Source organism: Janthinobacterium sp. KBS0711 (assembly GCF_000988085.1).
GTDB classification, from domain to species: Bacteria; Pseudomonadota; Gammaproteobacteria; order Burkholderiales; family Burkholderiaceae_D; genus Janthinobacterium; species Janthinobacterium lividum_E.
This window is the reverse complement of sequence record NZ_LBCO01000029.1, coordinates 56,343-78,161: the sequence shown is the minus strand read 5'-3', so window position 1 is coordinate 78,161 and position 21,819 is coordinate 56,343. Positions and strand designations below refer to the sequence as shown.

Below are 21,819 nucleotides of genomic sequence, written 5' to 3'. Positions count from 1 at the left end.
GCCGCATGATGACACTGGAGATGCCGTGAAGCGCCGTTTGCTGCTACTGAGTTGTTGCCTTGCTTTTTCTGCCGCGCAGGCGGCCAGCGAATGCCCGGGCTTTCCCGCGCTGGCCACATCGGGCGAGGCGTTGCTGGCGCAAGTGCGCGCGCTGCCGCCCGTCGGCATCGACCGCGAACGGCAGGCGTGCGCGCCGGCGACCGTCATCGATTTTGCCTACAGCGGCGGGGTGCTGTGCAGTTTTGGCAGTGAAGTGGAGGCGGCGACATCCGCCGTCACGCGCCTGGCCGATGGCGGTGAACTGGTCGAATACCTGTATCTGTTCCCGTATGCGCCAGCCACGCACGCGCGTTTGCTGGCGCTGCTGGCCGCCCGTTTCACGCCGGTCGATAGGGCAGCCTGGCCCGCCTTCCTGCAGGGGACGTGGCCGGGCAAGGAAACCACGGCCCTGTTCACGCATGATGGCTTTTATATTTCGCTGGGCAAGCCCACCGAAGGCGCTCCTGCCGAATGGTATTCGAATGTGATCTTTGAAAAGATCGACAAGCCTGCTCTGGGCGTGCGCAAGGTCTGCAAGGAAGCTCGCGATGGCTGAAGCGGATGCCTTTCCGGCCGCATTGGCCGGCACCGTGGCGCAGCTGTTGCCTGCGCTGGGGAGCAATCACGCGCACCCCCCATTTGCCGTGCGCCAGGATGGCGAGGCCTTGCAGGTTCCGACACGCACGTATTACGACAGCGAGCGGCTACTGGCCTGTACGCGGCTGCCCGGCGACGCGGGCGTGATTGCCCTGTGCCTGGGCGCGCGCCACCACGACGGCCATGTGCGCGAAGCGTGTTTGAGGCAGTTGCTGCTGCAGGAGCGGGCGTGGACGGTGCCGTTCGTCGTGCACCTGTGCGGCGAATACGTGCTGGAGATTATCGAGGTAATTGGCGCGGCGCTGCCGGCCTGGAATACCGATGCGCTGGCGCGCTACCTGCGGGACAATCCCGCCTATGTGGACACGCTGGAGCGGCGCAGCATCAGTTACTGGAGCTGCTACTACCGCCGGCGCTATCCCGTGTGGGAAGACTATCCGGGACGCAGGACCATGGCGGCCCTGCGTGCCTTGCAGGCGCTTACGCTTCGATAAAGCGCATCTTGAAGCTGCGGCCCTTGATGTTGCCGAAGTCGCGGCCCAGGGAGTTGCCGGCGTTGAGGCGCTTGAAGGCCGCTTCGGCCACCTTGCGGTCCAGCGCCACGTAGGTCATGAATTCGAACACGTTGATCTTGCCCACTTGTTCCTTGGTGAGGCCGGCGTCGCCCGTCAGCGCGCCCAGCAAGTCGCCCGGGCGCAGCTTGTCCTTCTTGCCGCCCATGATGCACAGGGTGACCATGGGCGCCGGCAGCGCCTCCATGCCGTCATCTTCCGCCAGTTCCTTCAGGTCGTGCCATTCGGCGGCGCTGTTCTGGTATTGCTCGATCAGCTTGACCCATTTTTTCTCGTTCGGCGCGCACAGCGACAGGGCCAGGCCCTTCTTGCTGCCGCGGCCCGTGCGGCCGATGCGGTGGATGTGCACTTCCGTGTCCTTCGACACGTCGACGTTGATCACGGCGCCCAGGTCGGAAATATCGAGGCCGCGCGCGGCGACGTCGGTGGCCACCAGCACGGAGCAGCTGCGGTTGGCGAACAGCACGAGGATTTCATCGCGCTCGCGCTGTTCCAGCTCGCCGTACAGGGCCAGCGCGGAAAAGCCTTGCTGGCGCAGTTCGTCGGCCAGTTCGCGGCAATGCACCTTGGTGTTGCAGAAGGCGAGGGTCGATTCCGGCTTGAAGTGCTTGAGCAGCTTGCCGACGGCGCTATTGCGCTCGTCGAAGCCGATCTCATAGAAGCGCTGCTCGATCTTGTCGTTGTCGTGCTGCGCCTCGACCGTTACTTCCAGCGGATTGACGAGGAACGACGCCGTGGCGCGGCGGATGTCTTCCGGATACGTGGCCGAGAACAGCAAGGTCTGGCGGCGCGCCGGGCAGGCGCTGACGATGCCGGCGATTTCCTCGTAAAAGCCCATGTCCGTCATGCGGTCCGCTTCATCGAGCACCAGGGTTTGCACGTGATTCAGGTTGATGGTGCCGCGGCCCAGGTGGTCGCGCAAACGGCCCGGCGTGCCGACGACGATGTGGGCGCCGTGCTCCAGCGAGGCGATTTGCGGGCGCATCGGCGCGCCGCCGGTCAGGGTCAGGATCTTGATGTTGCCGGCCGCGCGGGCCAGGCGGCGCAGCTCATTGGCCACCTGGTCTGCCAGTTCGCGCGTGGGGCACAGCACCAGGCCCTGCACGGCGAACCAGGCCGGATTGAGCTTGTGCAGGATGCCGATGCCGAAGGCGGCCGTCTTGCCGCTGCCCGTTTTCGCCTGGGCGATCAGGTCGCGGCCATCGAGCACCGCCGGCAGGCTTTGCGCCTGGATGGTGGTCATCTCGTGGTAGCCGAGCGAATCCAGGTTGGCCAAAAAGGCGGGCGTCAGCGGCAGGCTGGAAAAAGAAGTGGTGGCGGAGGTGGTGTTCATAGGGGCGTAGCCGGTAAAAAGCGGGTGGATGGGCACAGTCTACAGGCGATTTACGCCCTTGTGCGGATGGTGATGAAGCCGGCGGCAAACGGCCGCCCGCGTTGGAAAATCAGGTATCGGGGGCCCAGATGGGCAAGCCGGTGAGATCGAGTCCGGCGTCGCGCGTCCATACGGGCAGGCCCGTGGCGTCGGTCGGCTCCAGCAACTCGAGCTGCACCTGCTTCAAAGCCACCTTGCGCGCGCGCGGGCGGCGCTGCGGTTCAGGCGCCGGCTCTGGCGCCTCGGGCGCTGGCGGCGGGCCGAAACCGGGCAAGTCGATGGTGGCGTTGTCTTTTTTATCTCTCATTTGCTAACCTCTGTCCCTGGCCTGCGAAAGCCAGGGGGCGGGCAAGGTGCTGCCCGCCTATGTCTATACGCTTTAACTTCATCCACAAAACAAAAGCCCGGCTACTGGAGTCGGGCTCATTGTTGGGACAAGCTGCAGGAAAACTTCTCCTGCGGATTTAAGTGCGGCACGCAGTGTATCACAGGCGTGCCGCATTGTGGGTGGCTTAGCGGAAGCTCAGAGCGCCAGTAAGGTCGCCCGGCGGCAGCGCGCCGCGCGATGCAAACGCATCGTTGCGCACTTTCAAGCCTTCGAGCAGCGGCAGGTCGTGCAGGCGCGTGATCAGGCGCAGGATCGACGTCGTGTCATAAAAACTGTGGTCGACGGCGCCTTTCTTCGCGTACGGCGAGACGACGATGGCGGGAATGCGCGTGCCCGGACCCCAGCGGTCGCCTTTCGGCGGCGCCACGTGATCCCACCAGCCGCCGTTTTCGTCAAACGTGATCACGACGATCATGTCCTTCCACTGCGGCGATTCCTTCAAGTGCTGGATGACGTTGGCCACGTGCTGGTCGCCCGATTCGATATCCGAGTAGCCCGCGTGCAGGTTCAGATTGCCCTGCGGCTTGTAGAAGGTCACGGCCGGCAGCTTGCCCGCCACGGCGGCGGCGAGGAATTTGTTCGAGATCGGGCTGTCGCCCGTGCCGCCGTCGCGCAGATGCTCGGCGCGCGCGGCGGTGCCAGGGGCGAACTGCTTGAAGTAGTTCAGCGGCTGGTGGTGGAACTGGAAGTTCGGCTTGCTGCCGCCGCCTTTTTGGTCGAGCGCCGCTTGCCAGCCGCCGCCATACCACGCCCAGCTGACGCCCTTGCGCGACAGCAGGTCGCCGATGGTGTCATAGGTTTGCGGCGGCAGGGTGTTCGCGTCTGCCGGGTCGGCATGCAGCGGGTCGCCGTCGAAGGCGGGGCGGATGTAGCTCGGTTGATATGGCGGGGCCATGGTGTTGACGGCATAGCCGTCCGGCGTCAGGGCGCCGTCATTGACATATTTCGGCTTGCCATCGAGCGCCGAGGCGGGGCAGTCGGGCGAGATCGCCAGGCGCACACCTTGCGGACCGTCGGACAGCACGGCGATCTTTTTCTTCGCCGCCGTCTCGGAAGCGTTGAAGTATTCGTTGGCGCGGCCCGTCACGAGGAACTGGTGATTCATGTAGGAGCCGCCGAAGGCTGCCATGAAGAAGTTGTCGCACAGCGTGTACTGCTCGGCGATCTGCCACAGGTTCAGGTTTTTCGACGTCTCGCCGTAATGGCCCATCACCAGGCCGCCGCTGTCGGCCCACGCGGCAAAGCCGTCGTTCTTGCCGCCGTTGATCTGCATCTGGTTGTTATAGAAGCGGTGAACGAGGTCGCGCGTGATGATGCTCTCGGGCAGGGGCTTGCCGGCCGCGTCGCTCAATTTGTAGGGAGCGTTGGGCAGGCCGGAAATCTGGTCTTCCTTGATCAGGTAATCGGTGCCGCCGATATTTTGCTGGTTCGGCACGAGGCCGCCCCAGATTTTCGGCAGGGTGGCCAGCGGCTTGCCGTCGCGGTCCAGCTGCTGCGCCTGTTCAGCCGTGACGGCGGACAGGGGCGCGCTGGTGCCGGGGAAGTTGGCGAACAGGTTGTTGAAGCTGCGGTTTTCCAGGTAGATCACGACCACGTTCTTGACGTGCGCCTTGAGTTTCGCGTCGAGCGAACCCTTGGCGATGGTTTTTTTGGCGGGCGCGGCATCGGCCAGCGCCGGCAGGCTGGCGGCCAGGCCGACTGCGGAAGCAGCCTGGAAAATGCGCCGGCGCGAGGGATTGGCGGGTTGGTCGGCCGGATCGGCTGGCAGGGCGGGGGCGAGGTCCTTCACACATTCTCCTTGGGTGTCTCTATGGGCACGGGCGTTGGCGGCAATGGCCGGCAACGCCCGTGAAGCGGGAAAATTGTATCACCGGCCCTGCGCCGATGCGAAATATTCGGCCTACCGGCTTAACGTGCATTGCTCACTGAAAGGACGGTGCCTGCAGGCACCCCGGTGATTTCCGCATTTCGCTCGGTGGTGGACGTCACGTGTACCTGTTTTTGCTCAACGCCGCCCTTGCCAGCAACGACCGCCACGTATGTCTTGCCATCTTCCGTCAATACCGCGCTGATCGGCACGACAATTGCGGCAGGATTGCTATAGGTGACTATTTTTATATTCGCGCTCATGCCCAGGCGAATTTGGGCACGCACATCGGACGCCAATTCAGGCAAGTGAACCTTGACGTCATATCGCGGCGCAGCTCCTTGCGAGACAAGGCTGGGTACCGAGGATATTGCTTCTATCGTGCCATTGATGACGGTTGCGCCAAAGGTCTCGCCCGATACTTCGACGACTTGCCCCTGTTTTAGCTGCCGCACCTCGGCCTCATCGACCGTGGCGCCGATGCGCACCCGGTCACGGCTGGCCAGGCCCAGCAGTGGCATACCCCGGGTGACACGGAAGCCGGTGCGCGCGATATCCGCCTGAGCGTCTGCACCGCTGTTCGGCACCCTGACCACGATGCCAGAGAATGGGGCGACGATCGTCTTGGATTTCAGTGTGGCGACCAGCGCCGCATACTTGTCTTTGGCATTTGCGTCTTCCAGTGCGGCGATCTTCAGTTGCTGCCCGTGCCCGGCTTCCGACAGCGCGTCGACCTCTTCTTGGGCCGCGCTTAACTCGGAGCGTGCCGAGCGTTGTTGTTGGGCAAGGGAATCCACTTCCATTTTGGCGACAATGCCCTTTTTGTACAAGGCTGCGGTTTCTTCAAGGCGCAGCGTGATTTCCGCTGCATGTTGAGTTGCATTGGCGTGGAAGCGATTTGCCCGCCTGAGTTCGGCGCTACTTTGCCAGTCTTGCAGTTTCCGTAGCGCAGCCTGTGTCCTTAGCCTGTCTGCCATTGCCTCGCGCAGTCGGATATCCATGTCGGCAGAGCTGAGCTCAATGAGCATCTGGCCTTGCTCAACGTACTGGCCCTCTTCGAACCGACGTTGCAATATTTCGCCGTCAAAGGGCGCGGTCAGCGTGATCGATTCAGCAGGTTCCACCTTTCCTACCAGCGCCAGGCCATGGCTGACGGCTTCCTTTTGCGCAATAACGTGAGTTGCGGCAGCGGTCGCGGGAGCGGCGGGGGCGTTCCAGAACCAGCATGCGAGGGTGACGAGGATGGCCGATGGCACCAGTAGCAAGGCCGAGCGGTTGATTTTTTTAGCCATTCAAAGAAATTTTCCAAGTGTCTAACGTGAGTCCCAGTTGCAGATCTAATTCAACTTGGGCGTTCAAATAGGCAATCAGCGCATTGAGTCGGGCATTCTCTGCATTGCGCAGGTCGGCCTCAAAGCTGATGACCTGAAAGTTCGATGAGCGTCCCAGCGTTAGTTTTTCACGCTCAATCTCGATCTTTTTCAACGAAAGGTCCCTGGCCCGCTGCGCCAGTCCATATTGACGCCAGCGGGTTTGAATGTCTCGTACCGCGCTGGTGATGTTCTGTTCGAGTTGCTGCCGGCTTTCTTCCAGTTGCAACGCCCGGGTTTGTACCGTGGTGGCGGCTTGTACCTCGCCCTGTTTCCGCGCCATGTCGCCGAGGGGGATATCTACCTGGAGACCGACGTAGCCGTTCCAATGCCGTTCTCCTGAACCCCCTTGACGCTGTGTTTGTCTGGTCGCGCCGCTGACCAGCGACAAATCCCACAGACGTTGGTTGCTTGCGGCAGCGAGATTGATTTCCGCCTGCTTGTTCGCGATTTGGTGGATCAGGTAGTCGGGCTGGTTGGCGATTGCGATCTGTTTTGCTTCCTTCAGATCGATTGTGACCGGCGATGGCTCCAGGGTTTCCACTGCGCGTAGCGGCAGGTTCAAGTCCAGCGCCAGCAAGCGCACCAGATCCATGCGGCGCTGATCGTGCTGATTGAGCGCTTCCTCGACGTTAACCTCTTGCGTCAGTACGTCGGCTTCCGTTTGCACTACGTCGAACTCCGCCATGCGCCCGGCAGCAACCAGGCCCTGATTGATTTCCAGTAGCTTGCGTCCGCGTTCCAGGCTATCTTGTGCGATCGTTACTTGTTCCTGGGCCCGAATCAGCTCGCGGTAAGCGTAAATGATTTGCGTGACGACACGCGCCAGTTGCGATTTCAAGCTGAGCTGGCTGCTTTCTTCTGCCAGCCTTGCGAGACGCACGGGCGCCATGCCGATTTCCCATCCGGCGTCACGTAAAAGGGGCTGAATGACCGAGATGTTGGCATTGGCATCGCGGCCATCCGTGGCTAGCGCGGATTTGTTCCGCAATCCGCTCCATGCAAGGTTCACCCTGGTACCGATTGGACTCAGCATCGTTGCGATGGGCGCGACTTCCAGCGTTCGCCAACGCTGTTGTTCCGACCTTTGCGTGAGGAAGCGGCTGCTCAGGACCAGCTTGGGGGTAAAGCGATCCTCGGCGACTGCAAGGTCGAACCGTTGCGAAATGCGTTCCACGTAGGCGCTGCGGATGGCGCGATTATCCTGCAATCCCAGGTAAATGGCGTCAACCAGCATGAGATTGGCCGGCTGGATAGACCGTCGCGCCAGCAGTGGCACATCCATCGTGGGGCCGGACGGGGCTGGATGCCGGGAGGCCAAGGCTGGCCCGGCCTGGCAAGTGCCGGATAAGGAAAGGATGCAGAGGGCGCCGAAAATCGCTGACTTATTCATCGCGCAGTATTTGTACAGGTTGCAGTTTTGCCGCCTTGATTGCGGGGAAAAGACCAAATCCGATACCGGTCAGGATGGGGGAGAGCAACCCGGCAGCCAGTGCGTTTGCCGGCACCCAGAAATGCCATCCAGCCATGGCCGAATAGGCATACGTGGTCGCGACGCCGAGCGCCAGCCCGGCCAGGGCGCCGCCGATGGACAGCCCTATCGCCTCGAGAACGAACAGGTTGCGAATGTCGCGCTGGCGGGCGCCGACACTGAGACGTATGCCAATTTCCTTGCGTCGCTCCGCTACGCTCATCAGCATTACGTTCATGATGCCGATGCCGCTGACGAGCAATGAGATGCCCCCCAGGGCAGCGAGAAGATATGAAAAATTCCTGGCCTGCCCGCGCATGCCATCAAGTAGCTGCATGGGAAGCTGCATTTCCACCGTGCGCGAAGGATGGCGTGCCAATAGATATTCCTTCAAACGGTCTGCTGTTGCGATGATGTCGGCGCTGCCCGTCGATCTGAAAACTATGCTGGAAATATCCGGCGCGCCTTGCAGCCGCCTCATCGATGCCAGTGGAACAATCACCGACTGATTGACCGATACCGGCAACAGGGGATTCGGCAACTGGGCGGGAAGTACGCCGATCACGCTAAACAGATAATGGTCTATCTGGATGACATGGGGCCCTTCGGTCCCGCCGATCCCGAGCCTGGTCGCAATGTCGTTGCCGATAATGGCGTAGGTAGCTCGGCCGTCCAGGTCCGATATGAAGCGCCCCTTGATGGGAACCCATTCAAAGATGCGGGCGATGGATTCCTGGGTTCCCAGTACGGTAGTGTCGATGTGCATGCCCTTGCTTTGAATCGTTGCGGACAGTAAAGCCAGAGGTGCCACGTCGACGATCCCGGCCACGCCGCGCGCTTGCGCAGCGTCAAAGTGCAATGGCGTGGGCGTGCTGGCCGTTTCCTGAAGGCTGGCGATACCAATGTTGGAGCCGAGGGATTCGAATGTGCGTAACGATTCCTCGGCAGCGCCTTGGCCCAGGCTTAGCAAGGCGATGATCGAGGCGCTGCCGATGGCGATTCCCAGCATGCTCAGCATCGCGCGCTGGGTAAGATTTCTGACGCTTTGGCTGGCTTCGGAGATTAACTGGCCGGGGGAGGGGCCGGGTCGCATGCGTGCCGCCTTGCTGCCGCTCATGCTCTCCTCGCATCTGGCGAACGACGTTCCAGCAGGCGGCCGTGGCAGATGTCGAAGTGACGTTCGCAACGCGCGGCGGCCGAGACGTCGTGCGTCACGATCAGCAGGGAAACGGCCTTTTCACGGTTGAGGTCAAACAAGGTATCGAGAATAATGGCAGCGATGGAACTGTCCAGGCTGCCGGTAGGCTCATCGGCCAGGATGATCGAGGGCTGGCCGATGAGAGCCCTGGCGATCGCAACGCGTTGACGCTGTCCCCCGGACATATCTGCCGGTTTGTGCAAGGCCCGTGAGCTCAAACCCATGCGATCGAGTTGCTCGAATGCCAGCTTTCTCGCCGTCTCCCGATCGATACCGCGATAGTAGAGTGGCAGGGCAACGTTATCCACCGCGTCGAGTTGTGGCAAGAGGTTGAAGGATTGAAAGACAAAGCCTATCTCATCGTTTCGTATTTGAGCAAGTTGATCGGCGCCAGTGCTTGTCACATCCATTCCGCAGAATTCAAATTTGCCCGCGTCGGGTTTATCCAATAGCCCCAGAATATTAAGCAGCGTGCTTTTTCCAGAGCCCGATGCGCCCGTGATGGCGCAGGTTTCCCCTCGGCGTACGACCAGCGAAACATCCTGCAATGCCGCGACAACACCGCCAGCGTGAGGGAAATTACGGTACAAGTGCGTCAATCGCAGAATCGGAACGATGTCAGGGTCTTTCGGCATTCATTACATCCATCGACGGTAGGGCATTGATTCTAAGTCATTCACTTCGCAAATGCCATACTCATTTCCAGATGCAAGCGGCCGTATATGGAGGTCACGGTCGGTTTTATTTTAGGATCATGTCTGATGCATGGCAATGTGGAAATGCTGTTGGGAACTTCATGTGGATATTTTCCTGTTTGCGCCAATACTCACACATAATCACAATGTAATTGAATTGATTGAAAGAACGCAGCAGGGCGATGTTTCGATATTTGTTGTGGTATAGTAATATTTATTAATCATGGAGATGACAATGGTAAATATTCCTGCATCCGTATTTCCGCTTCGACGGGAAAATAATTCCTCTTCGGTTGCGAATGCCGAAGGCAATATGGCATTAACGGCGGAGAATGTGCCGGTAGCTGCGAAAGCTGTCATTGGCGCTGTTTCGGAAGGTACGGTCATCTCGACTCTAGCCGTCCGATTGTCCAAAGCCGCATCGGCCAGCACCGCTAACATGCAGGGACTGGACCGGTTATCTGTTGTGGCCAGAATCAATAAGAATACCGACACCATACTTTACAAGCTGGATGACGAGCATAAAGCGGCGGCAGCAAAGCAAGTTCCAGTACCAAATGATGCGGCATCGGCGCAGTCGGCTGCCGCAGCAACCGCCTTCGTGGATCGCAAGGCCCCCAATCCATTCGCGGGGTTGTCGCGCGAGCAATTGTCAACCATCTCCCAGGACGAAAGTGGCACTTTTACCGTAAATGAGCGGCGTGCCGCCTTTATGCAGGCCTACAGGGAAGAAGAGGCCTGGCGCAGCCAAGTTCTCGCTGAAGGAATGAGGGAATACAACACAACCGGAAAGACAACCAATTTTTTCAAATCAGTTTTAGCGCATTTCAATGAATTGCCTAAGCTGGAGCAGGTCCTTTATCCGGAAAACTATGCTGGTGATCTGGAAGATAAGATCAAACTCGATTTTAATTATTTCAACCATGCCGCCGGAAATTCGCCGGCGACCCCAGGATCTCTTGCGAGTTTGATGAAAAGTAAAAATGCCGGGGCTGTTCCGGATCTATTTGAAATATTGGGCCTAGGCTCGAATCCATCCATTTCATCCTGAAATGGATAAACACTAAGGAAGCTTATCTTGAAATTTTCCAAACGACTTCTCGGCGGGGTATTGATTAGCTTGGGTATGTCGGCACCTGTTATCGCTTTTGCTGGGCCACAAGTCCTTGTCACGGTGAAAAATCTGAATGCAGCCGAACCGGCCGTTCAGTGGCTCGCCACCAATAATGAAATTAGTACGCAGGCCAATGCGTCTCCGACGCCGGCTCCGAAAATCCCGGCGTTAGAACAAAATAGCTTCCGGGTGCAAAGTAATTTAACCCCCATCGTCAATTATGCTTCCTTGATCTATACGATGGGGCGAAAGCAATGCCAGTTTCACACTGCCTATACATTCGCCACCGGCAGTAATGGAGTTCAGACGCCGCAGTGGTCAAAAGTAGCGACGCCAGTCGGCGGCGCTGTATGTACCGCGACGATCACTTCGACCGACATATCGACACATGCGTGGGCTGTCACGTTCACGATGAAATAATCGTTTCCCGGAAATAGACAGGGATTTTCCCATCTATCTTTATAGCACCACACCAGTTGCCGCAAGGAAACCGGTGTGTTTCTGCTTTCAGACAGCTTGGCCTGCCGTATCTCCTGGCAGGGCCCGAGCGAGGTCTTCCACACATTCTTCTTGGGCGTCTCCATGGGCAAGGGCGTTGGCGGCAATGGCCGGCAACGCCCGTGAAACGGGAAAGTTGTATCCCTGCCCTAGAACTGGTAGCGCACCTTCAACGCCACCTTGCGCGCCGGGCCATACATGCCCGAGTACCACCAGTCCGACACGGAAGCCGTGTATTTTTTGTCGAACAGGTTGGCCACGTTGACGGTGGCCGACAGCTTGTCGTTGACGTCGTAGCGCGCCATCAGGCTGGCCACTGAGTACGCCTTCTGTTCCCAGTGCATGGTGCTGTTGATCTGCCACGCGTCGATGTCCGAATACACGCGGCTTTGCCAGTTCACGCCGCCGCCCACGGTCAGGCGATTGAGGTCGCCGGGCAGGCGGTAAGTCGTCCACAGTTTCACCAGGTGGCGCGGGAAGGTGGTCAGGATGGCCTTGCCGGCATTGTTTTCTGTCTGGCTGTACGACCACGATGCCGAAATATTCCAGTCCGGCGTGATGGCGCCCGTCGCTTCCACGTCCACGCCCTGGGTCTTGGCGCCCTTGATGGCGCGGTTGGCAGGATTGTTCGTGCCAGGCACGGTGTAGCCGGGGTCCGATTCGGACAGATTGCTCTGGCGGATCTGGTACAGCGCGGCAGAGGTGTTCAGGCGGCCATCGAGCCAGCCGCTCTTGATGCCTGCCTCAAAGGTCTTGCCCTCGCGCGGCGCCAGCAGCTTGCCGTAGCGGTCTTGCGATGCTTGCGGCTGGTAGATGCTGGAGTAGCTGGCGTAGGCGCTGTGCGTGCCGTCGATGTCGAATACGAGGCCGCCATACGGCGTGAAGACACGGCTCTCCGAGGCGGGGGACGCGCTGTAAAAATTCACGGACGGCGCGTCCGAGATGTAGTTCTCGCTGTAGCGCAGCACCTTGGCGCCGGCGATCAGTTTCAGGCGTTCGGAGAGGTTGAAGCGGCTGGCCGCGTAGGCGCTGGCCTGGCGGCGCGTGCTGTCGTAGATGACGGTGGTGCCGCCAAACACGGGCGTTGCCGTGCGATTCCAGCGGTACAGGTTGACGGGCGTGTTTTCGACGCCCCGGTCGAAACGGCCATCGGTCGTGCTTTGAAATTCGCTGTAGTCCATGCCCAGCACCAGCTCGTGCTGGCGGCCGAATGCGCTGAACGGGCCGCGCACATTGACGTCCACGCTGTTGACCTGAAGCTGGTAGTCGCGGTAGTCGGCGTTCAAGCTCAGGCCATCGCCCGTGGCCTGGTCGGGAAAGCCGCCACTCACGCTCAGGTAGACGGCGCGTTCTTCCTGCGACGATTGCACGCGGTTGGCCGAGATTTTCAGTTTCCAGTCGTTGGCCAGCGCGTGCTCCACGGTGGCGAAGAGGTCGGTCGAATTGGTGTCGAAGCGATTCGACTTGGCGGCAGGGCTGAAAGAGCGCGGCAGGTCCGTCATGACGCCATTGCTATAGAACAGGGGGAAGCCCAGGTAGGACAAGGATCCGTTCGAGCGCTTGCGCTGGTGCGTGACGCCGGCCGTCAGCTTCGTGTCGCGTGACAGGTCCGCTTCGACCACGCCGTAGACCACTTTCTTGTCGCGGCTGTAGTCGTCGATAATGCTGTCGCCTTCTTCGTACACCGTCACCAGGCGGCCGCGCACGCTGCCGGTCTCGTTGAGCGGACCCGAGACGTCGGCCATGGCGCGCCGTTCATCATAGGAAGCCAGCTCGCCCTCGACGGAGGCCTGGAACTGCGCCGTCGGCTTCTTGCGCACCATGTTGATGGCGCCCGACGCGTCGCCCGCGCCCGTCATCAGGCCCGAGGCGCCGCGCAGCACTTCGATGCGGTCGTACAGCGCCATGTCGGCCAGGCTTTGCGACGGTATTGCATTGAGGCCCAGGTTTTCCGAATGCGTGCTGACGCCATCGAGCTGGTAATTGGTGATCGAATAGCCGCGCGAAGTAAAGCCCGTGCGTTCGCTGCCCAGCGAGAACAGGGTGATGCCCGGCGTCTGTGCCATCACTTGCGCGATCGTGTTCAAGCCCTGGTCCTGCATGCGCTGCTGCGTGATGACGCTGACCGACTGCGGCGTTTCCCTGATCGACAGGCCCAGCGGCGTGGCCGTGGCGATCGGCAGGGTGGAGACATACGCGCCCGAGCCTTCCGTGGCATCCTGCTGCGCCTTGACCGACACTTCCGGCATCATCGCCATCGCTTCGCCACCCGCCGCCGCATCGGCCGGGCGCAGCACATAGCTGCCGTTGGCGCTGCGCTCGGCCTTGAGGCCCGTGCCGCGCAGCACGCCGTTCAGGGCGGCCAGCACGTCGTGGCGGCCGCTCAAGCCGGCCGACGTCTTGCCGCGCGTCTGCTCGGGCGTGAAACTGAGGATGACACGCGACTGGCTGGCGACCTGGCGCAGCGCGGTGGCCAAGTCGCCGGCGGGCACCTGAAAGTCGAGCGTGGCAGTGGCCGCCGCCGCGCTTTCCTGCGCCAGGGCTGGCGCCTGGACGTTGAGCAGCAGGGCCGAACCGATGAAGACGAGCTCGATGGCATACGCCATGGGTTTGATACGCGGCTTGGAATGAATGGCAGGAGACATGGTTACCTTGTGGTGTAGTCGTCAAAAAGAACGTTGCCTACACAGGTCACGCGAGAATCGGAAGCGGGTACCTTTTTTTTCGTTGGACTCAAAATAAATTTCAGCGCCGCTGGCGCGCTTCCACTTGCACCCAGTAGCGTGTGCGCAGGCGCACGTCCACCGGCAGCGAGTCGGGCAGCGACAGCAGCACGGCGTCCAGGTCGGCGAGCGGAAAGACGCCGGAGATGCGCAGGCCGGCGACGGCGTCGTCGCAGCCCAGCAAGCCGTGGCGGTAGCGGCTCAGTTCATGCAGGAAGTCGCGCAGCGGCATGGCGTCGGCCAGCAGCAAGCCCTGGCGCCAGGCCCAGGTGTCGGGTGAGACGGCGTGCGCGGGCAAGGTATTCTGCGCCGTCATGCCGCCGCCCTGGCCCGCGCGGATCACCGGGTTGGCGTCGCCATGACGGGGCATCAGCCGGACGGCGCCTTCCTCGACGGCGACCAGCGTGCTGCCATCGGCCTGGCGTACCGAGTAGCGCGTGCCCAGCGCCTGCGCGTGGCCTTGCGCCGTTTCGACGAGGAAGGGGCGGTAGGGCATGCCCGTTTCGCGGGCCGTGGCGATGAACACTTCGCCCTGCACCAGTTGCAGCAGGCGTTGCGTGCTCGTGTAGCGGATGTTGACGGCGCTGCCGCTGTTCAGGTGCAGACGGCTGCCGTCGGGCAGGGTCAGCTCGCGGCGTTCGCCCACGCTGGTGGACAGGTCGGCCAGCGCGGCGCGGGCAAATCCGGGTGCGTATTCCGAGCGCGCGCCGAACCAGCCCGTGACGCCGACGGTGGCTGCCCATGCCAGCAATTGCAGGCTGCGGCGGCGCGAGATAGGCGAGGCAGGGCGGGAGCGTTGTGTCAACGCCTTGCGGCTGGCCTGCGCATCGAGTTCGCGCAAGCCGCCGCTGGCGCTTTCAATGTGTTTCCACGCCCGCTCATGGTCGGGGTGCGCCTGGCGCCACTCGTGCCAGGCCGATTTTTCCGCCGGCGTCGTTTCTCCGCTCATCAGGGTGGCCAGCCATTCGGCTGCCTGCATGGCGATGGCCAGGTCGATGGGCTGGCCCTGTGCGTAGACGGTGGCGCCGCGCATGTCAGGACGCGGCAAAATCGGGCACGGCAAAAAAGCACAGCAGGTTGGCCTTGCTCAGGTATTTTTTGACGGAATGCGTGGTGGTGCCCAGTTCGGCGGCGATCTCGGCGTAGGTCATGCCGTCCAGGTGGGCCAGCAGGAAAGCGGCCCTGGCCTTGGCGGACAGCTGGTCCAGCGCGCGGTCGACCAGCTGCAGCGATTCGAGCAGGATGGACATCGCTTCCGGCGACGGCGTGCTCGCTTGCGGCTGGTGCAGCAGGGCGTCGAGGTAGGCCCGTTCGACCTCTTCGCGCCGGCAGTGGTTAGCCAGCAGGCGCTTGGCGATGGTGGCCAGGAAGGGGCGCGGCTGCAAGATTCCGGCACTGCTGCGCGCGACGAAAATCTTGATGAAGGTATCTTGCGCCAGATCGCCGGCCAGCCCCGCATCGTGCAGGCGGCGCTTCAGCCAGTGCAGCAGCCACGAGTGGTGCTCGGCATACAGGGCCTGGAAATCGGACGATGAGGAAGGGGCGGACAGCATACGGACGGGATCGGATAGCTTAATCTAAATGAGAATTGTTCTCATAATAGCGTAGCGGCGCACGCTAGGCAATCAGGAAAGCGCGGCGTTGCTGAAATGCGACTGCGCGTCCGGGTCACGCGTGGCGCCGGATTTGCGCTGCCGCACGGCAGATGTAAAAGTTTCCTTGGCGCAAGCTTTCATGTGAGAAAATGCGCGCTGTCGATGTGGTGCGGAGCGGAGCGAAAAATGATGTGGATGGTTGGCGGTGCCCTGGTTCTATTGGTCGCCAGATTTGTATGGCTGGCCTATTTTCATCGGGTCAACGCGATGTCGCGCCAGGCGGAATTGATGAACTGGCTCGATATCGGCCGGGTGTCGAATGCCGATGGCGGCAAGGATATTTTGTTGGCCAGAAACGAGCGCGGTGCCCGGATCGACTGGCGCACTGGCGAAGTCTGGCTGATGAATCCCAAGGTGGCCGAGCCGTTTGCCGACTTTCTCGCCGTCGAGCGCTGGCTGACGTTGCGCGACATGGCGCCTGTCGCCAAGCCGGCCGCAGCCGAGCCCGCACCCGCAGAGCCGGAAGCGGAAGCCGCGCCGGATGCCGGGCCCGTGCGCGACACCTTGCCGGCCTTCCAGCAAAAGGTCGATGCCTGCCTGGCCAAGGCGGAAGGGGGGCAGGAATTGCTGGAAACCAAGCAGGCGTTCGAGGCGGGCAGCGAACCCTATCTCGAGGCGTCGACTGAGTTGAGCAAGACGGCGCTCGAACTCGAAGTGTCGCCAGCCATGGTGGCCACGTTTCATATCAGCGCGTTCGCCGCCCTGGCCGAAACGGCGGGCGCCGACAAGCTGGAGCGCGTGGCGGCCAGCCTGCACGCGGCGGCCAGACAGATCAGGGCCAGCGTCGCCGTGTAAAACGTGGGCCAGACCCGGAATGAAAAAACCGCTGATGCCCTTGCAGGTATCAGCGGTTTTTATGTGTTGGTTGCGGGGACAGGATTTGAACCTGTGACCTTCGGGTTATGAGCCCGACGAGCTGCCAGACTGCTCCACCCCGCAGACGAATTATAACCGAGTTTGTTGCATTGCGAAAGAGCGGATTGATACGAAAGGCATTTGGCTTGCAGGAGGGCGTTGGACATGCTGCGCCGCAATGGAAAAAGCCGCTGATCCCTTTGCAAGAATCAGCGGCTTTTTATATATCTGGTTGCGGGGACAGGATTTGAACCTGTGACCTTCGGGTTATGAGCCCGACGAGCTGCCAGACTGCTCCACCCCGCAGGCGAATTATAGCGGGGTTTGCTGCAATGCGCAATGGCCGGGTTTCAGACCCTCGATTACGCCGCCGCCAGGCGCCACAGCGAGGTGACTTCCTTCGAACGGGCCGCATGCAGGCTGTCGGTGGCGTCCTGTGCGCGCGGGTGCGTGGGCTTCACATCCAGGCGGTCGATGACTTTCAAGCCCGCCTGTTCTATCCATTCCAGCAATTGTGCGCGCGGGCGCAAGCCCAGGTGCTCGGCCAGGTCCGACAGAATCAGCCAGCCTTCGCCGTTTGGCTCCAGATGCTCGGCCAGGCCGGCGAGGAAGCCGCGCAGCATGCGGCTGTCCGGATCGTAGACGGCGTATTCGATCGGCGAGCTTGGACGGGCCGGCAGCCATGGCGGATTGCACACGACGAGCGGCGCGCGGCCCGCAGGGAACAAATCGGCCTGCACCACCTCGACCTTGTCGGCCACATCGAGGCGGGCCAGGTTTTCGCGCGCGCAGGACAGGGCGCGCGGGTCCTGGTCGGTGGCGACGATGCGGGCGACGCCGCGCTGCGCCAGCACGGCGGCCAGCACGCCCGTACCGGTGCCGATGTCGAAGGCCAGGCTGGCGCGCGCGGGCAGGGGCGCTTCCGCCACCAGGCCCACGTATTCGCCGCGGATCGGCGCGAACACGCCATAGTGCGGGTGGATGCGCTGGCCGAGGGCCGGCAGTTCCACGCCCGTGCGGCGCCATTCGTGCGCGCCGATCAAGCCCAGCAGCTCGCGCAGCGAGGCGACGAACGGCTCTTCGCCGCGGCCATACGCTTCATTGCACGCCAGTTTTACGTCCGGCGCGCGGCGCAGCGGGATCGTGTAGTCGGCGTCGAAGGGCAGCAGCAGCATGGCCAGGGTGCGGGCGCGTTGCGACTGCGCCTGGCGGTGCAAATGGAAGGCTTCCGTGGCGGACGGCTCCGGCTTGGCCAACTTGGCGGCCTTGGCTTTCTTGCTCGGCTTGTCGTTCTTGTGGTCGGCGCGCCGCGCCAGTGCCTGCAGCAACTGGCGCGCGTTCTGGAAGTCGCCGCGCCACAGCATGGCCGTGCCTTCGCAGGCCAGGCGGTAAGCCTGGTCGGCCGTCGTGCGGTCATCGGCGATGACGACGCGCTTGGGCGGCGGCATGCCGCTTTCCGAGCGCCAGCGGGCCGCGTGTTCGGCGCCGTTTTCGCTCCAGTGGATCTGCGGATGAACGGTAGGTGAAGATGTGTCGGACATGGGATTCAATCGATAGAAGGGGGCGCGCGGCATGGTCGCCTGCGCAGGCCGTCTTCCATTATACGTTGCTGGCCGTGCCGTCTGTGCTGTCGGCACTGTCCGTGCCATAGGCGAGCGCCAGCGCGCGGGCGCGGGCCTGCTCTTCCGGCGTGGCTTCCACGGTTTTCTTGCCGGCGTCGGCCACCGCGTCCGGCTGCACCAGTTTGAGCAAGCGCAAGCTCAGGCTGCCCGCCAGGTCGCCATCGTTGCCGCTGGCGCTGGCGCCGTCGGACAGGCCCTGATAGAGATTGCTTTGCAATTGCTGGCCCAGCAGCTTGAACAGGTCGTGCAGGTTGCCGGCGAAATGTGTGTCGGGCAATTCTTTGGCGGGCAGGCTTGCGTCTTCGGCAGAGCTAGCCTCTTCAGATGCCTCTTGCGTTTGCTCAAGGACGCCCGCGCTGATGTTCGATTGATATTGCACTTCCACTTCGAAGTCGAAGGTCTGGCCGTCGGCCGTCGTGATCTTGCCCTTGCCGATGAAGTGCGCGTTTTCATCGAGGCTGAAGGCGGCCGCGCGGCTGCTGCCGCTGGCGCCCGAGACGCTGGCGCTGCCGCTGCTGAAACTGGCTCCCGCCTTCAGGTCGACGGAATCGAAGGCAACGGTGGCGCCGTCGCCGAACAGCTGGCGCGTCATGTTGCTCAAAAAATCCTGCGCCACGTCAACGGTGACGTTGCCCAGCGCATCGGTCCTTTGCGAGAGCCCCTTGGCCGACAGGTCCAGGCCATTTTTCGACAGCGCCACGACGTCTTGCGCCGCGCGCTGCATCAGGGGCGAAGCCGCCAGCCCCGTGGCGCCGCCGCCCGTCCGGGGCGGTTTCTGGCCGGCCAGCGTATTCGGGGCGGGTTGACGGCTGGCGAGGGCGGGAAGCTGGGACATGGCGGTTTCTCAATGAGCGAAGTACCGTTATTAACGGCGTTCTACGCCCATTCTTTAACCATTAGTGGTGGTGCGACCAGCTACCGTCCGCCGACTCCAGATAGGACTTGACGGCATCGGCCTGGCCCGTGGCGTGGCGCTTGAGTTCGCCGCATGCGCAAATGCCCTGGTATGGCTGGATATGCGAGCAGGCGGAGACTTTTTGCAGGTAGACCTGCATGGATTTGTGACATTTTACGCACTTGAAGGTGAGGCTGCGGGCGGCTTTCATGGGTTTCCTTGAACTGTTGCGGGGCGTAGGCGGTGCCTGCGCGAAGGCGGCGATTTTAACGCACTCCGGCCATCGTTACACGTTGTTGCAACTGCGCCACGCTGAAGTCAACTGAATCCTGTCTATCACGTTGAGACACTACGGAGGCCATCTGGCATCCATTGAAGAGGTAGCACCATGGACAAGCATGACAAGGAAAAGCCTGCACAGCCCGCCAAGGAGCTGGTCAGGAAGTGGCTGAAAGCGGAGCTGGAACAGCGCCGGCCGCCGCCCGACCCCGAGCAGATCCGCCGCGAACTGGGTTGGGATATGCTCAGGCTGTGCCGGGAGCCGGCCAGCCGCTAGCGACCTAACGCACCGTCACCACGCTCTTGCCGCCGGATCCCGGCTGCACGAGGATGCGGGTGGCGATGCGCTCCGTCATTTCCTGTACGTGCGAGATGACGCCCACCTTGCGGCCCATCGCTTGCAAGCCGTCGAGCGCATCCATGGCCACGCGCAGAGTTTCCGTATCCAGGCTGCCGAAGCCCTCGTCGATGAACAGCGATTCCACGCGCACCCGGTTCGAGGACAGCGAGGCCAGGCCCAGCGCCAGGGCCAGCGAAACGAGGAACGATTCGCCGCCCGACAGCGAGTGCACGGAGCGCAGCTCGCCGCCCATGTCCTGGTCGCGCACCATCAGGCCCAGCGACGGATTGTTCGGGTTGTCGATGCGTTCGAGCTGGTAGCGGCGCGCCAGGTGGTTCAGGTGCGCGTTGGCATAGCCGAGCAGCACTTCCAAGGTGAATTGCTGCGCGTAGTTGCGGAATTTCTTGCCGTCGGCCGAGCCGATCAATTCATTCAGGCTGGCCCAGCGCCGCTCGATGACGGCTTGCGCTTCGATCTGCGCCAGCATCGCTTGCGCGCTGTGGCGCCGTGCGTCATCCTGCGCGATGGCCAGGCGCAAGCGCGTCGCTTCCTCGTTGGCCGCCTGGCGTTCCAGCGCCAGTGCATCGAGCGCGGCCTGCAGCGCCGCCACGTCCATTTCCAGCGCTTCCGGCGGCTGCTGCACATGCATCGCCAACTGCCGCCGGCGTTCGGCCAGCACGGAGACGGCCGCCGTGTGGCGGTCGGCGAGCACTTGCAGGGCGTCGCGTTCGGCGCGCATGGCGTCCGGCGCGATGGCCAGGCGCGCGCGCAGCTCGTCAAGCGTGGCGGGTGCGTAACCAGGGTGGGCATCCTGGAACTGGTGCAGCCAGCCGTGCAGGGCGGTGGTGGCGCCGTGTTCCTGCTCGCGCAAGGTGGCCAGGCGCTGCGACAGCTGCGCACACGCTTCTTCCAGGCGCGTGCGCTGCTGGCTGGCCGACTGCGCCGCCGTTTGCTGCCGCACCAGCTGTTCTTTGGCCTGCGCGATGGCGTCCGCCAGCGCGCGCTCGACCTCGGCCACGCTTTGGCCCTGCCATAGCGCGTTGCGCTGCGCTTGCAGCGCCGTGCGCCGTTTGTCGGCGGCGGCAAAGGCGGCGTGGGCTTCCTGCGCCGTGTGCTGTGCCTTGCCGGCGGCCAGCAGCGCCGCTTCCAGTTGCGCGGCCAGGGTCGCCAGCGCGTGGCCGCGCTTGTCCTGGTCCGCCTGCTGTTTCAGCCATTGCCGGCTTTCCGATTCACGCGCCGCACGGAATGCGGCCGGACCGGCGCGCCAGCCCTCTTTCCAGCCTTCGGCGCCGTCGGCGTCGGCAAAGGCGCCATCGAGCTGCGCCAGCAGGGTATCGAGCGCGGCGCGCGCCGTCTCGCCCTTGTCTGCATTGCCCGCTTGCTGCGCCTGCAGCTGGGCCAGTCGCGCTTGCGCATCGGCGACGGCGCTTGTGCAGCGCGCGTGGTCGCTGGACGCCAGGTCGAGCGCCGCCTGCGCCTGCTCGCGCAGTGTACTGGCCTGCCGCAGCGCCGTTTCCTGCTGCGCCAGCGCCTGCAAGCCTGCCGCATTGGCCGCCAGATGTTGCGTGAACCAGTCCGCGCGCTCGTCTTCCGGCGGCAGCTGCAGGGTGTCCGCATGCGGCTGCCATTGCGCATTCAGGCCGTCAATGATGGACGGCAGTGCAGATAGTTCTTCCGCCGTTTGCGCTTGTTCGCGCAAATGGGCGGCCAGCGCCACCTTGTGCGTGGCCAGCCGTTCCAGATTGCCGCGTGCCTGCGTGCGGCAATCCAGCACCTCATCCTGCAAGCTGGCCAGCATCGCCTGCAAGGCGTGATCGGCGTGGCTGTACGGGTGTTCCAGCGCGCCGCAGACGGGGCAGGGCTGCTCGTCCTGCAAGTTCGCCCGCAGCTGCTCGACGCTGGCCGCGCATGCCACTTCGGCACCCTTCAAGGATTTTTCCGCCTGCGCCAGGCGCGCTTCCAGCAGCGCCGTTTGCGCCGCTTCCGCCGCCAGTGCCGTGCTTTCCGTTTGCGCGGCCTGCGCCAGCTGGGCCGCCTTCGCTTGCCAGTGCACCAGCGCCTGCCGCTGGCGTGCCAGTTCGCTCCAGGTTTTTTCCGCGCTGGTCAAGATGCGCGCGTGCGCCTCCAACTGGCCGCGCTGTTCCTGCAGCCCCTGGCCGTCGATGGCTTGCATGGCCGCCAGCGCCTCGCGCCGTTCGGCATCGCGCAGCGCCAGCGCGGCAGCGGCGCTGGCCAGCGCATCTTGCGCCGCCTGCGTTGTGTCAAGGGC

The 21,819-nt window shown here is 62.7% G+C and carries 20 protein-coding genes and 2 tRNA genes; 6 read left to right on the top strand and 16 right to left on the bottom strand.

What is annotated here, in order from left to right; genetic code table 11:
- Positions 1-25 precede the first annotated feature (25 nt).
- On the top strand, positions 26-595 hold the full coding sequence (locus tag VM94_RS18225) for a hypothetical protein (protein ID WP_046684766.1): 570 nt from the start codon (positions 26-28) through the stop codon (positions 593-595).
- Positions 588-1,130: a hypothetical protein gene (locus VM94_RS18220; protein WP_046684765.1), complete on the top strand. Its 543-nt coding sequence runs from the start codon at positions 588-590 to the stop codon at positions 1,128-1,130. The genes VM94_RS18225 and VM94_RS18220 overlap by 8 nt, the downstream gene beginning before the upstream one ends.
- Here the strand turns inward: VM94_RS18220 and dbpA are convergent.
- The 7 genes from dbpA to VM94_RS18185 form a co-directional block, all read right to left on the bottom strand.
- Complete coding sequence (dbpA, locus tag VM94_RS18215; protein WP_034758226.1) at positions 1,117-2,541, bottom strand: ATP-dependent RNA helicase DbpA; 1,425 nt, start codon at positions 2,539-2,541, stop codon at positions 1,117-1,119. The two genes, VM94_RS18220 and dbpA, sit on opposite strands and share 14 nt — an antisense overlap.
- Before the next feature lie 109 nt (positions 2,542-2,650).
- Entirely contained in the window at positions 2,651-2,887 is a 237-nt protein-coding gene (locus tag VM94_RS18210; RefSeq protein ID WP_046684764.1) for a hypothetical protein, read from the bottom strand.
- A gap of 205 nt (positions 2,888-3,092) precedes the next feature.
- Complete coding sequence (locus VM94_RS18205) at positions 3,093-4,757, bottom strand: acid phosphatase (protein ID WP_046684763.1); 1,665 nt, start codon at positions 4,755-4,757, stop codon at positions 3,093-3,095.
- 119 nt (positions 4,758-4,876) lie between these two features.
- Positions 4,877-6,127, bottom strand: a complete 1,251-nt coding sequence (locus tag VM94_RS18200; protein ID WP_046684762.1) for an efflux RND transporter periplasmic adaptor subunit — start codon at positions 6,125-6,127, stop codon at positions 4,877-4,879.
- Positions 6,120-7,490 carry a TolC family protein gene (locus VM94_RS18195; protein ID WP_200899235.1) on the bottom strand — a complete coding sequence of 457 codons (1,371 nt, stop codon included), beginning with the start codon at positions 7,488-7,490 and terminating at the stop codon, positions 6,120-6,122. The genes VM94_RS18200 and VM94_RS18195 overlap by 8 nt, the downstream gene beginning before the upstream one ends.
- A 100-nt stretch (positions 7,491-7,590) precedes the next feature.
- Positions 7,591-8,793: an ABC transporter permease gene (locus VM94_RS18190; protein WP_052755819.1), complete on the bottom strand. Its 1,203-nt coding sequence runs from the start codon at positions 8,791-8,793 to the stop codon at positions 7,591-7,593.
- Complete coding sequence (locus tag VM94_RS18185; RefSeq protein WP_046684761.1) at positions 8,790-9,509, bottom strand: ABC transporter ATP-binding protein; 720 nt, start codon at positions 9,507-9,509, stop codon at positions 8,790-8,792. The genes VM94_RS18190 and VM94_RS18185 overlap by 4 nt, the downstream gene beginning before the upstream one ends.
- A 295-nt stretch (positions 9,510-9,804) precedes the next feature.
- On the opposite strand from VM94_RS18185, the gene VM94_RS18180 reads away from it, so the two are divergent.
- Together VM94_RS18180 and VM94_RS27845 are read left to right on the top strand one after the other, a co-directional pair.
- A complete protein-coding gene (locus VM94_RS18180) occupies positions 9,805-10,620 on the top strand; it encodes a hypothetical protein (RefSeq protein ID WP_138828860.1) in 816 nt (271 codons plus the stop codon).
- A gap of 27 nt (positions 10,621-10,647) precedes the next feature.
- Positions 10,648-11,103 (top strand): hypothetical protein, encoded by a 456-nt coding sequence (locus VM94_RS27845; protein ID WP_200899234.1) that lies wholly within the window; start codon positions 10,648-10,650, stop codon positions 11,101-11,103.
- Between the two features lie 227 nt (positions 11,104-11,330).
- Here the strand turns inward: VM94_RS27845 and VM94_RS18175 are convergent, their stop codons facing one another.
- The 3 genes from VM94_RS18175 to VM94_RS18165 all read right to left on the bottom strand — a co-directional run bounded on the left by VM94_RS18175 (position 11,331) and on the right by VM94_RS18165 (position 15,457).
- The gene (locus VM94_RS18175; protein WP_046684760.1) at positions 11,331-13,826 is read right to left on the bottom strand and encodes a TonB-dependent siderophore receptor; all 2,496 of its coding nucleotides are present in this window, start codon (positions 13,824-13,826) and stop codon (positions 11,331-11,333) included.
- 100 nt (positions 13,827-13,926) lie between these two features.
- Positions 13,927-14,937 (bottom strand): FecR domain-containing protein, encoded by a 1,011-nt coding sequence (locus tag VM94_RS18170; RefSeq protein WP_046684759.1) that lies wholly within the window; start codon positions 14,935-14,937, stop codon positions 13,927-13,929.
- Position 14,938: 1 nt separating this feature from the next.
- On the bottom strand, positions 14,939-15,457 hold the full coding sequence (locus VM94_RS18165; protein ID WP_046684758.1) for a sigma-70 family RNA polymerase sigma factor: 519 nt from the start codon (positions 15,455-15,457) through the stop codon (positions 14,939-14,941).
- A 228-nt stretch (positions 15,458-15,685) separates the two neighbouring features.
- Here VM94_RS18165 and VM94_RS18160 point away from each other — a divergent pair, with 228 nt between their 5' ends.
- A complete protein-coding gene (locus VM94_RS18160) occupies positions 15,686-16,354 on the top strand; it encodes a hypothetical protein (protein ID WP_138828859.1) in 669 nt (222 codons plus the stop codon).
- A 67-nt stretch (positions 16,355-16,421) separates the two neighbouring features.
- On the opposite strand, the gene VM94_RS18155 is transcribed toward VM94_RS18160, so the two are convergent.
- The 5 genes from VM94_RS18155 to VM94_RS18135 form a co-directional block, all read right to left on the bottom strand.
- Positions 16,422-16,498, bottom strand: a tRNA-Met gene (locus tag VM94_RS18155).
- A gap of 145 nt (positions 16,499-16,643) precedes the next feature.
- Positions 16,644-16,720 (bottom strand) — tRNA-Met (locus tag VM94_RS18150).
- A gap of 56 nt (positions 16,721-16,776) precedes the next feature.
- Positions 16,777-17,955: a methyltransferase gene (locus tag VM94_RS18145; protein ID WP_046684756.1), complete on the bottom strand. Its 1,179-nt coding sequence runs from the start codon at positions 17,953-17,955 to the stop codon at positions 16,777-16,779.
- 58 nt (positions 17,956-18,013) lie between these two features.
- Positions 18,014-18,871, bottom strand: coding sequence for a hypothetical protein (locus VM94_RS18140; protein WP_052755816.1), 858 nt, complete (start codon positions 18,869-18,871; stop codon positions 18,014-18,016).
- Positions 18,872-18,932: 61 nt separating this feature from the next.
- Entirely contained in the window at positions 18,933-19,142 is a 210-nt protein-coding gene (locus VM94_RS18135; RefSeq protein WP_034755039.1) for a hypothetical protein, read from the bottom strand.
- A gap of 177 nt (positions 19,143-19,319) precedes the next feature.
- Between VM94_RS18135 and VM94_RS28745 the strand changes: the two genes are divergently transcribed.
- Positions 19,320-19,487 (top strand): hypothetical protein, encoded by a 168-nt coding sequence (locus VM94_RS28745; protein ID WP_166449232.1) that lies wholly within the window; start codon positions 19,320-19,322, stop codon positions 19,485-19,487.
- Between the two features lie 4 nt (positions 19,488-19,491).
- Here the strand turns inward: VM94_RS28745 and VM94_RS29110 are convergent.
- Positions 19,492-21,819 (bottom strand): SbcC/MukB-like Walker B domain-containing protein (locus VM94_RS29110; protein ID WP_046684844.1); only part of this gene is annotated, 2,328 nt, incomplete at its 5' end.

What these genes read in the sequence shown, in the direction of transcription:
- VM94_RS18185 (WP_046684761.1), bottom strand. Translation starts at nt 9,509, where the DNA reads ATGCCGAAAGACCCTGACATCGTTCCGATTCTGCGATTGACGCACTTG.
- VM94_RS18135 (WP_034755039.1), bottom strand. Translation starts at nt 19,142, where the DNA reads ATGAAAGCCGCCCGCAGCCTCACCTTCAAGTGCGTAAAATGTCACAAA.
- VM94_RS18145 (WP_046684756.1), bottom strand. Translation starts at nt 17,955, where the DNA reads ATGTCCGACACATCTTCACCTACCGTTCATCCGCAGATCCACTGGAGC.
- VM94_RS18175 (WP_046684760.1), bottom strand. Translation starts at nt 13,826, where the DNA reads ATGTCTCCTGCCATTCATTCCAAGCCGCGTATCAAACCCATGGCGTAT.
- VM94_RS18170 (WP_046684759.1), bottom strand. Translation starts at nt 14,937, where the DNA reads ATGCGCGGCGCCACCGTCTACGCACAGGGCCAGCCCATCGACCTGGCC.
- VM94_RS18220 (WP_046684765.1), top strand. Translation starts at nt 588, where the DNA reads ATGGCTGAAGCGGATGCCTTTCCGGCCGCATTGGCCGGCACCGTGGCG.
- VM94_RS18140 (WP_052755816.1), bottom strand. Translation starts at nt 18,871, where the DNA reads ATGTCCCAGCTTCCCGCCCTCGCCAGCCGTCAACCCGCCCCGAATACG.
- VM94_RS18160 (WP_138828859.1), top strand. Translation starts at nt 15,686, where the DNA reads ATGATGTGGATGGTTGGCGGTGCCCTGGTTCTATTGGTCGCCAGATTT.
- VM94_RS18190 (WP_052755819.1), bottom strand. Translation starts at nt 8,793, where the DNA reads ATGAGCGGCAGCAAGGCGGCACGCATGCGACCCGGCCCCTCCCCCGGC.
- dbpA (WP_034758226.1), bottom strand. Translation starts at nt 2,541, where the DNA reads ATGAACACCACCTCCGCCACCACTTCTTTTTCCAGCCTGCCGCTGACG.
- VM94_RS18210 (WP_046684764.1), bottom strand. Translation starts at nt 2,887, where the DNA reads ATGAGAGATAAAAAAGACAACGCCACCATCGACTTGCCCGGTTTCGGC.
- VM94_RS18165 (WP_046684758.1), bottom strand. Translation starts at nt 15,457, where the DNA reads ATGCTGTCCGCCCCTTCCTCATCGTCCGATTTCCAGGCCCTGTATGCC.
- VM94_RS18195 (WP_200899235.1), bottom strand. Translation starts at nt 7,490, where the DNA reads ATGGATGTGCCACTGCTGGCGCGACGGTCTATCCAGCCGGCCAATCTC.
- VM94_RS18180 (WP_138828860.1), top strand. Translation starts at nt 9,805, where the DNA reads ATGGTAAATATTCCTGCATCCGTATTTCCGCTTCGACGGGAAAATAAT.
- VM94_RS18200 (WP_046684762.1), bottom strand. Translation starts at nt 6,127, where the DNA reads ATGGCTAAAAAAATCAACCGCTCGGCCTTGCTACTGGTGCCATCGGCC.
- VM94_RS28745 (WP_166449232.1), top strand. Translation starts at nt 19,320, where the DNA reads ATGGACAAGCATGACAAGGAAAAGCCTGCACAGCCCGCCAAGGAGCTG.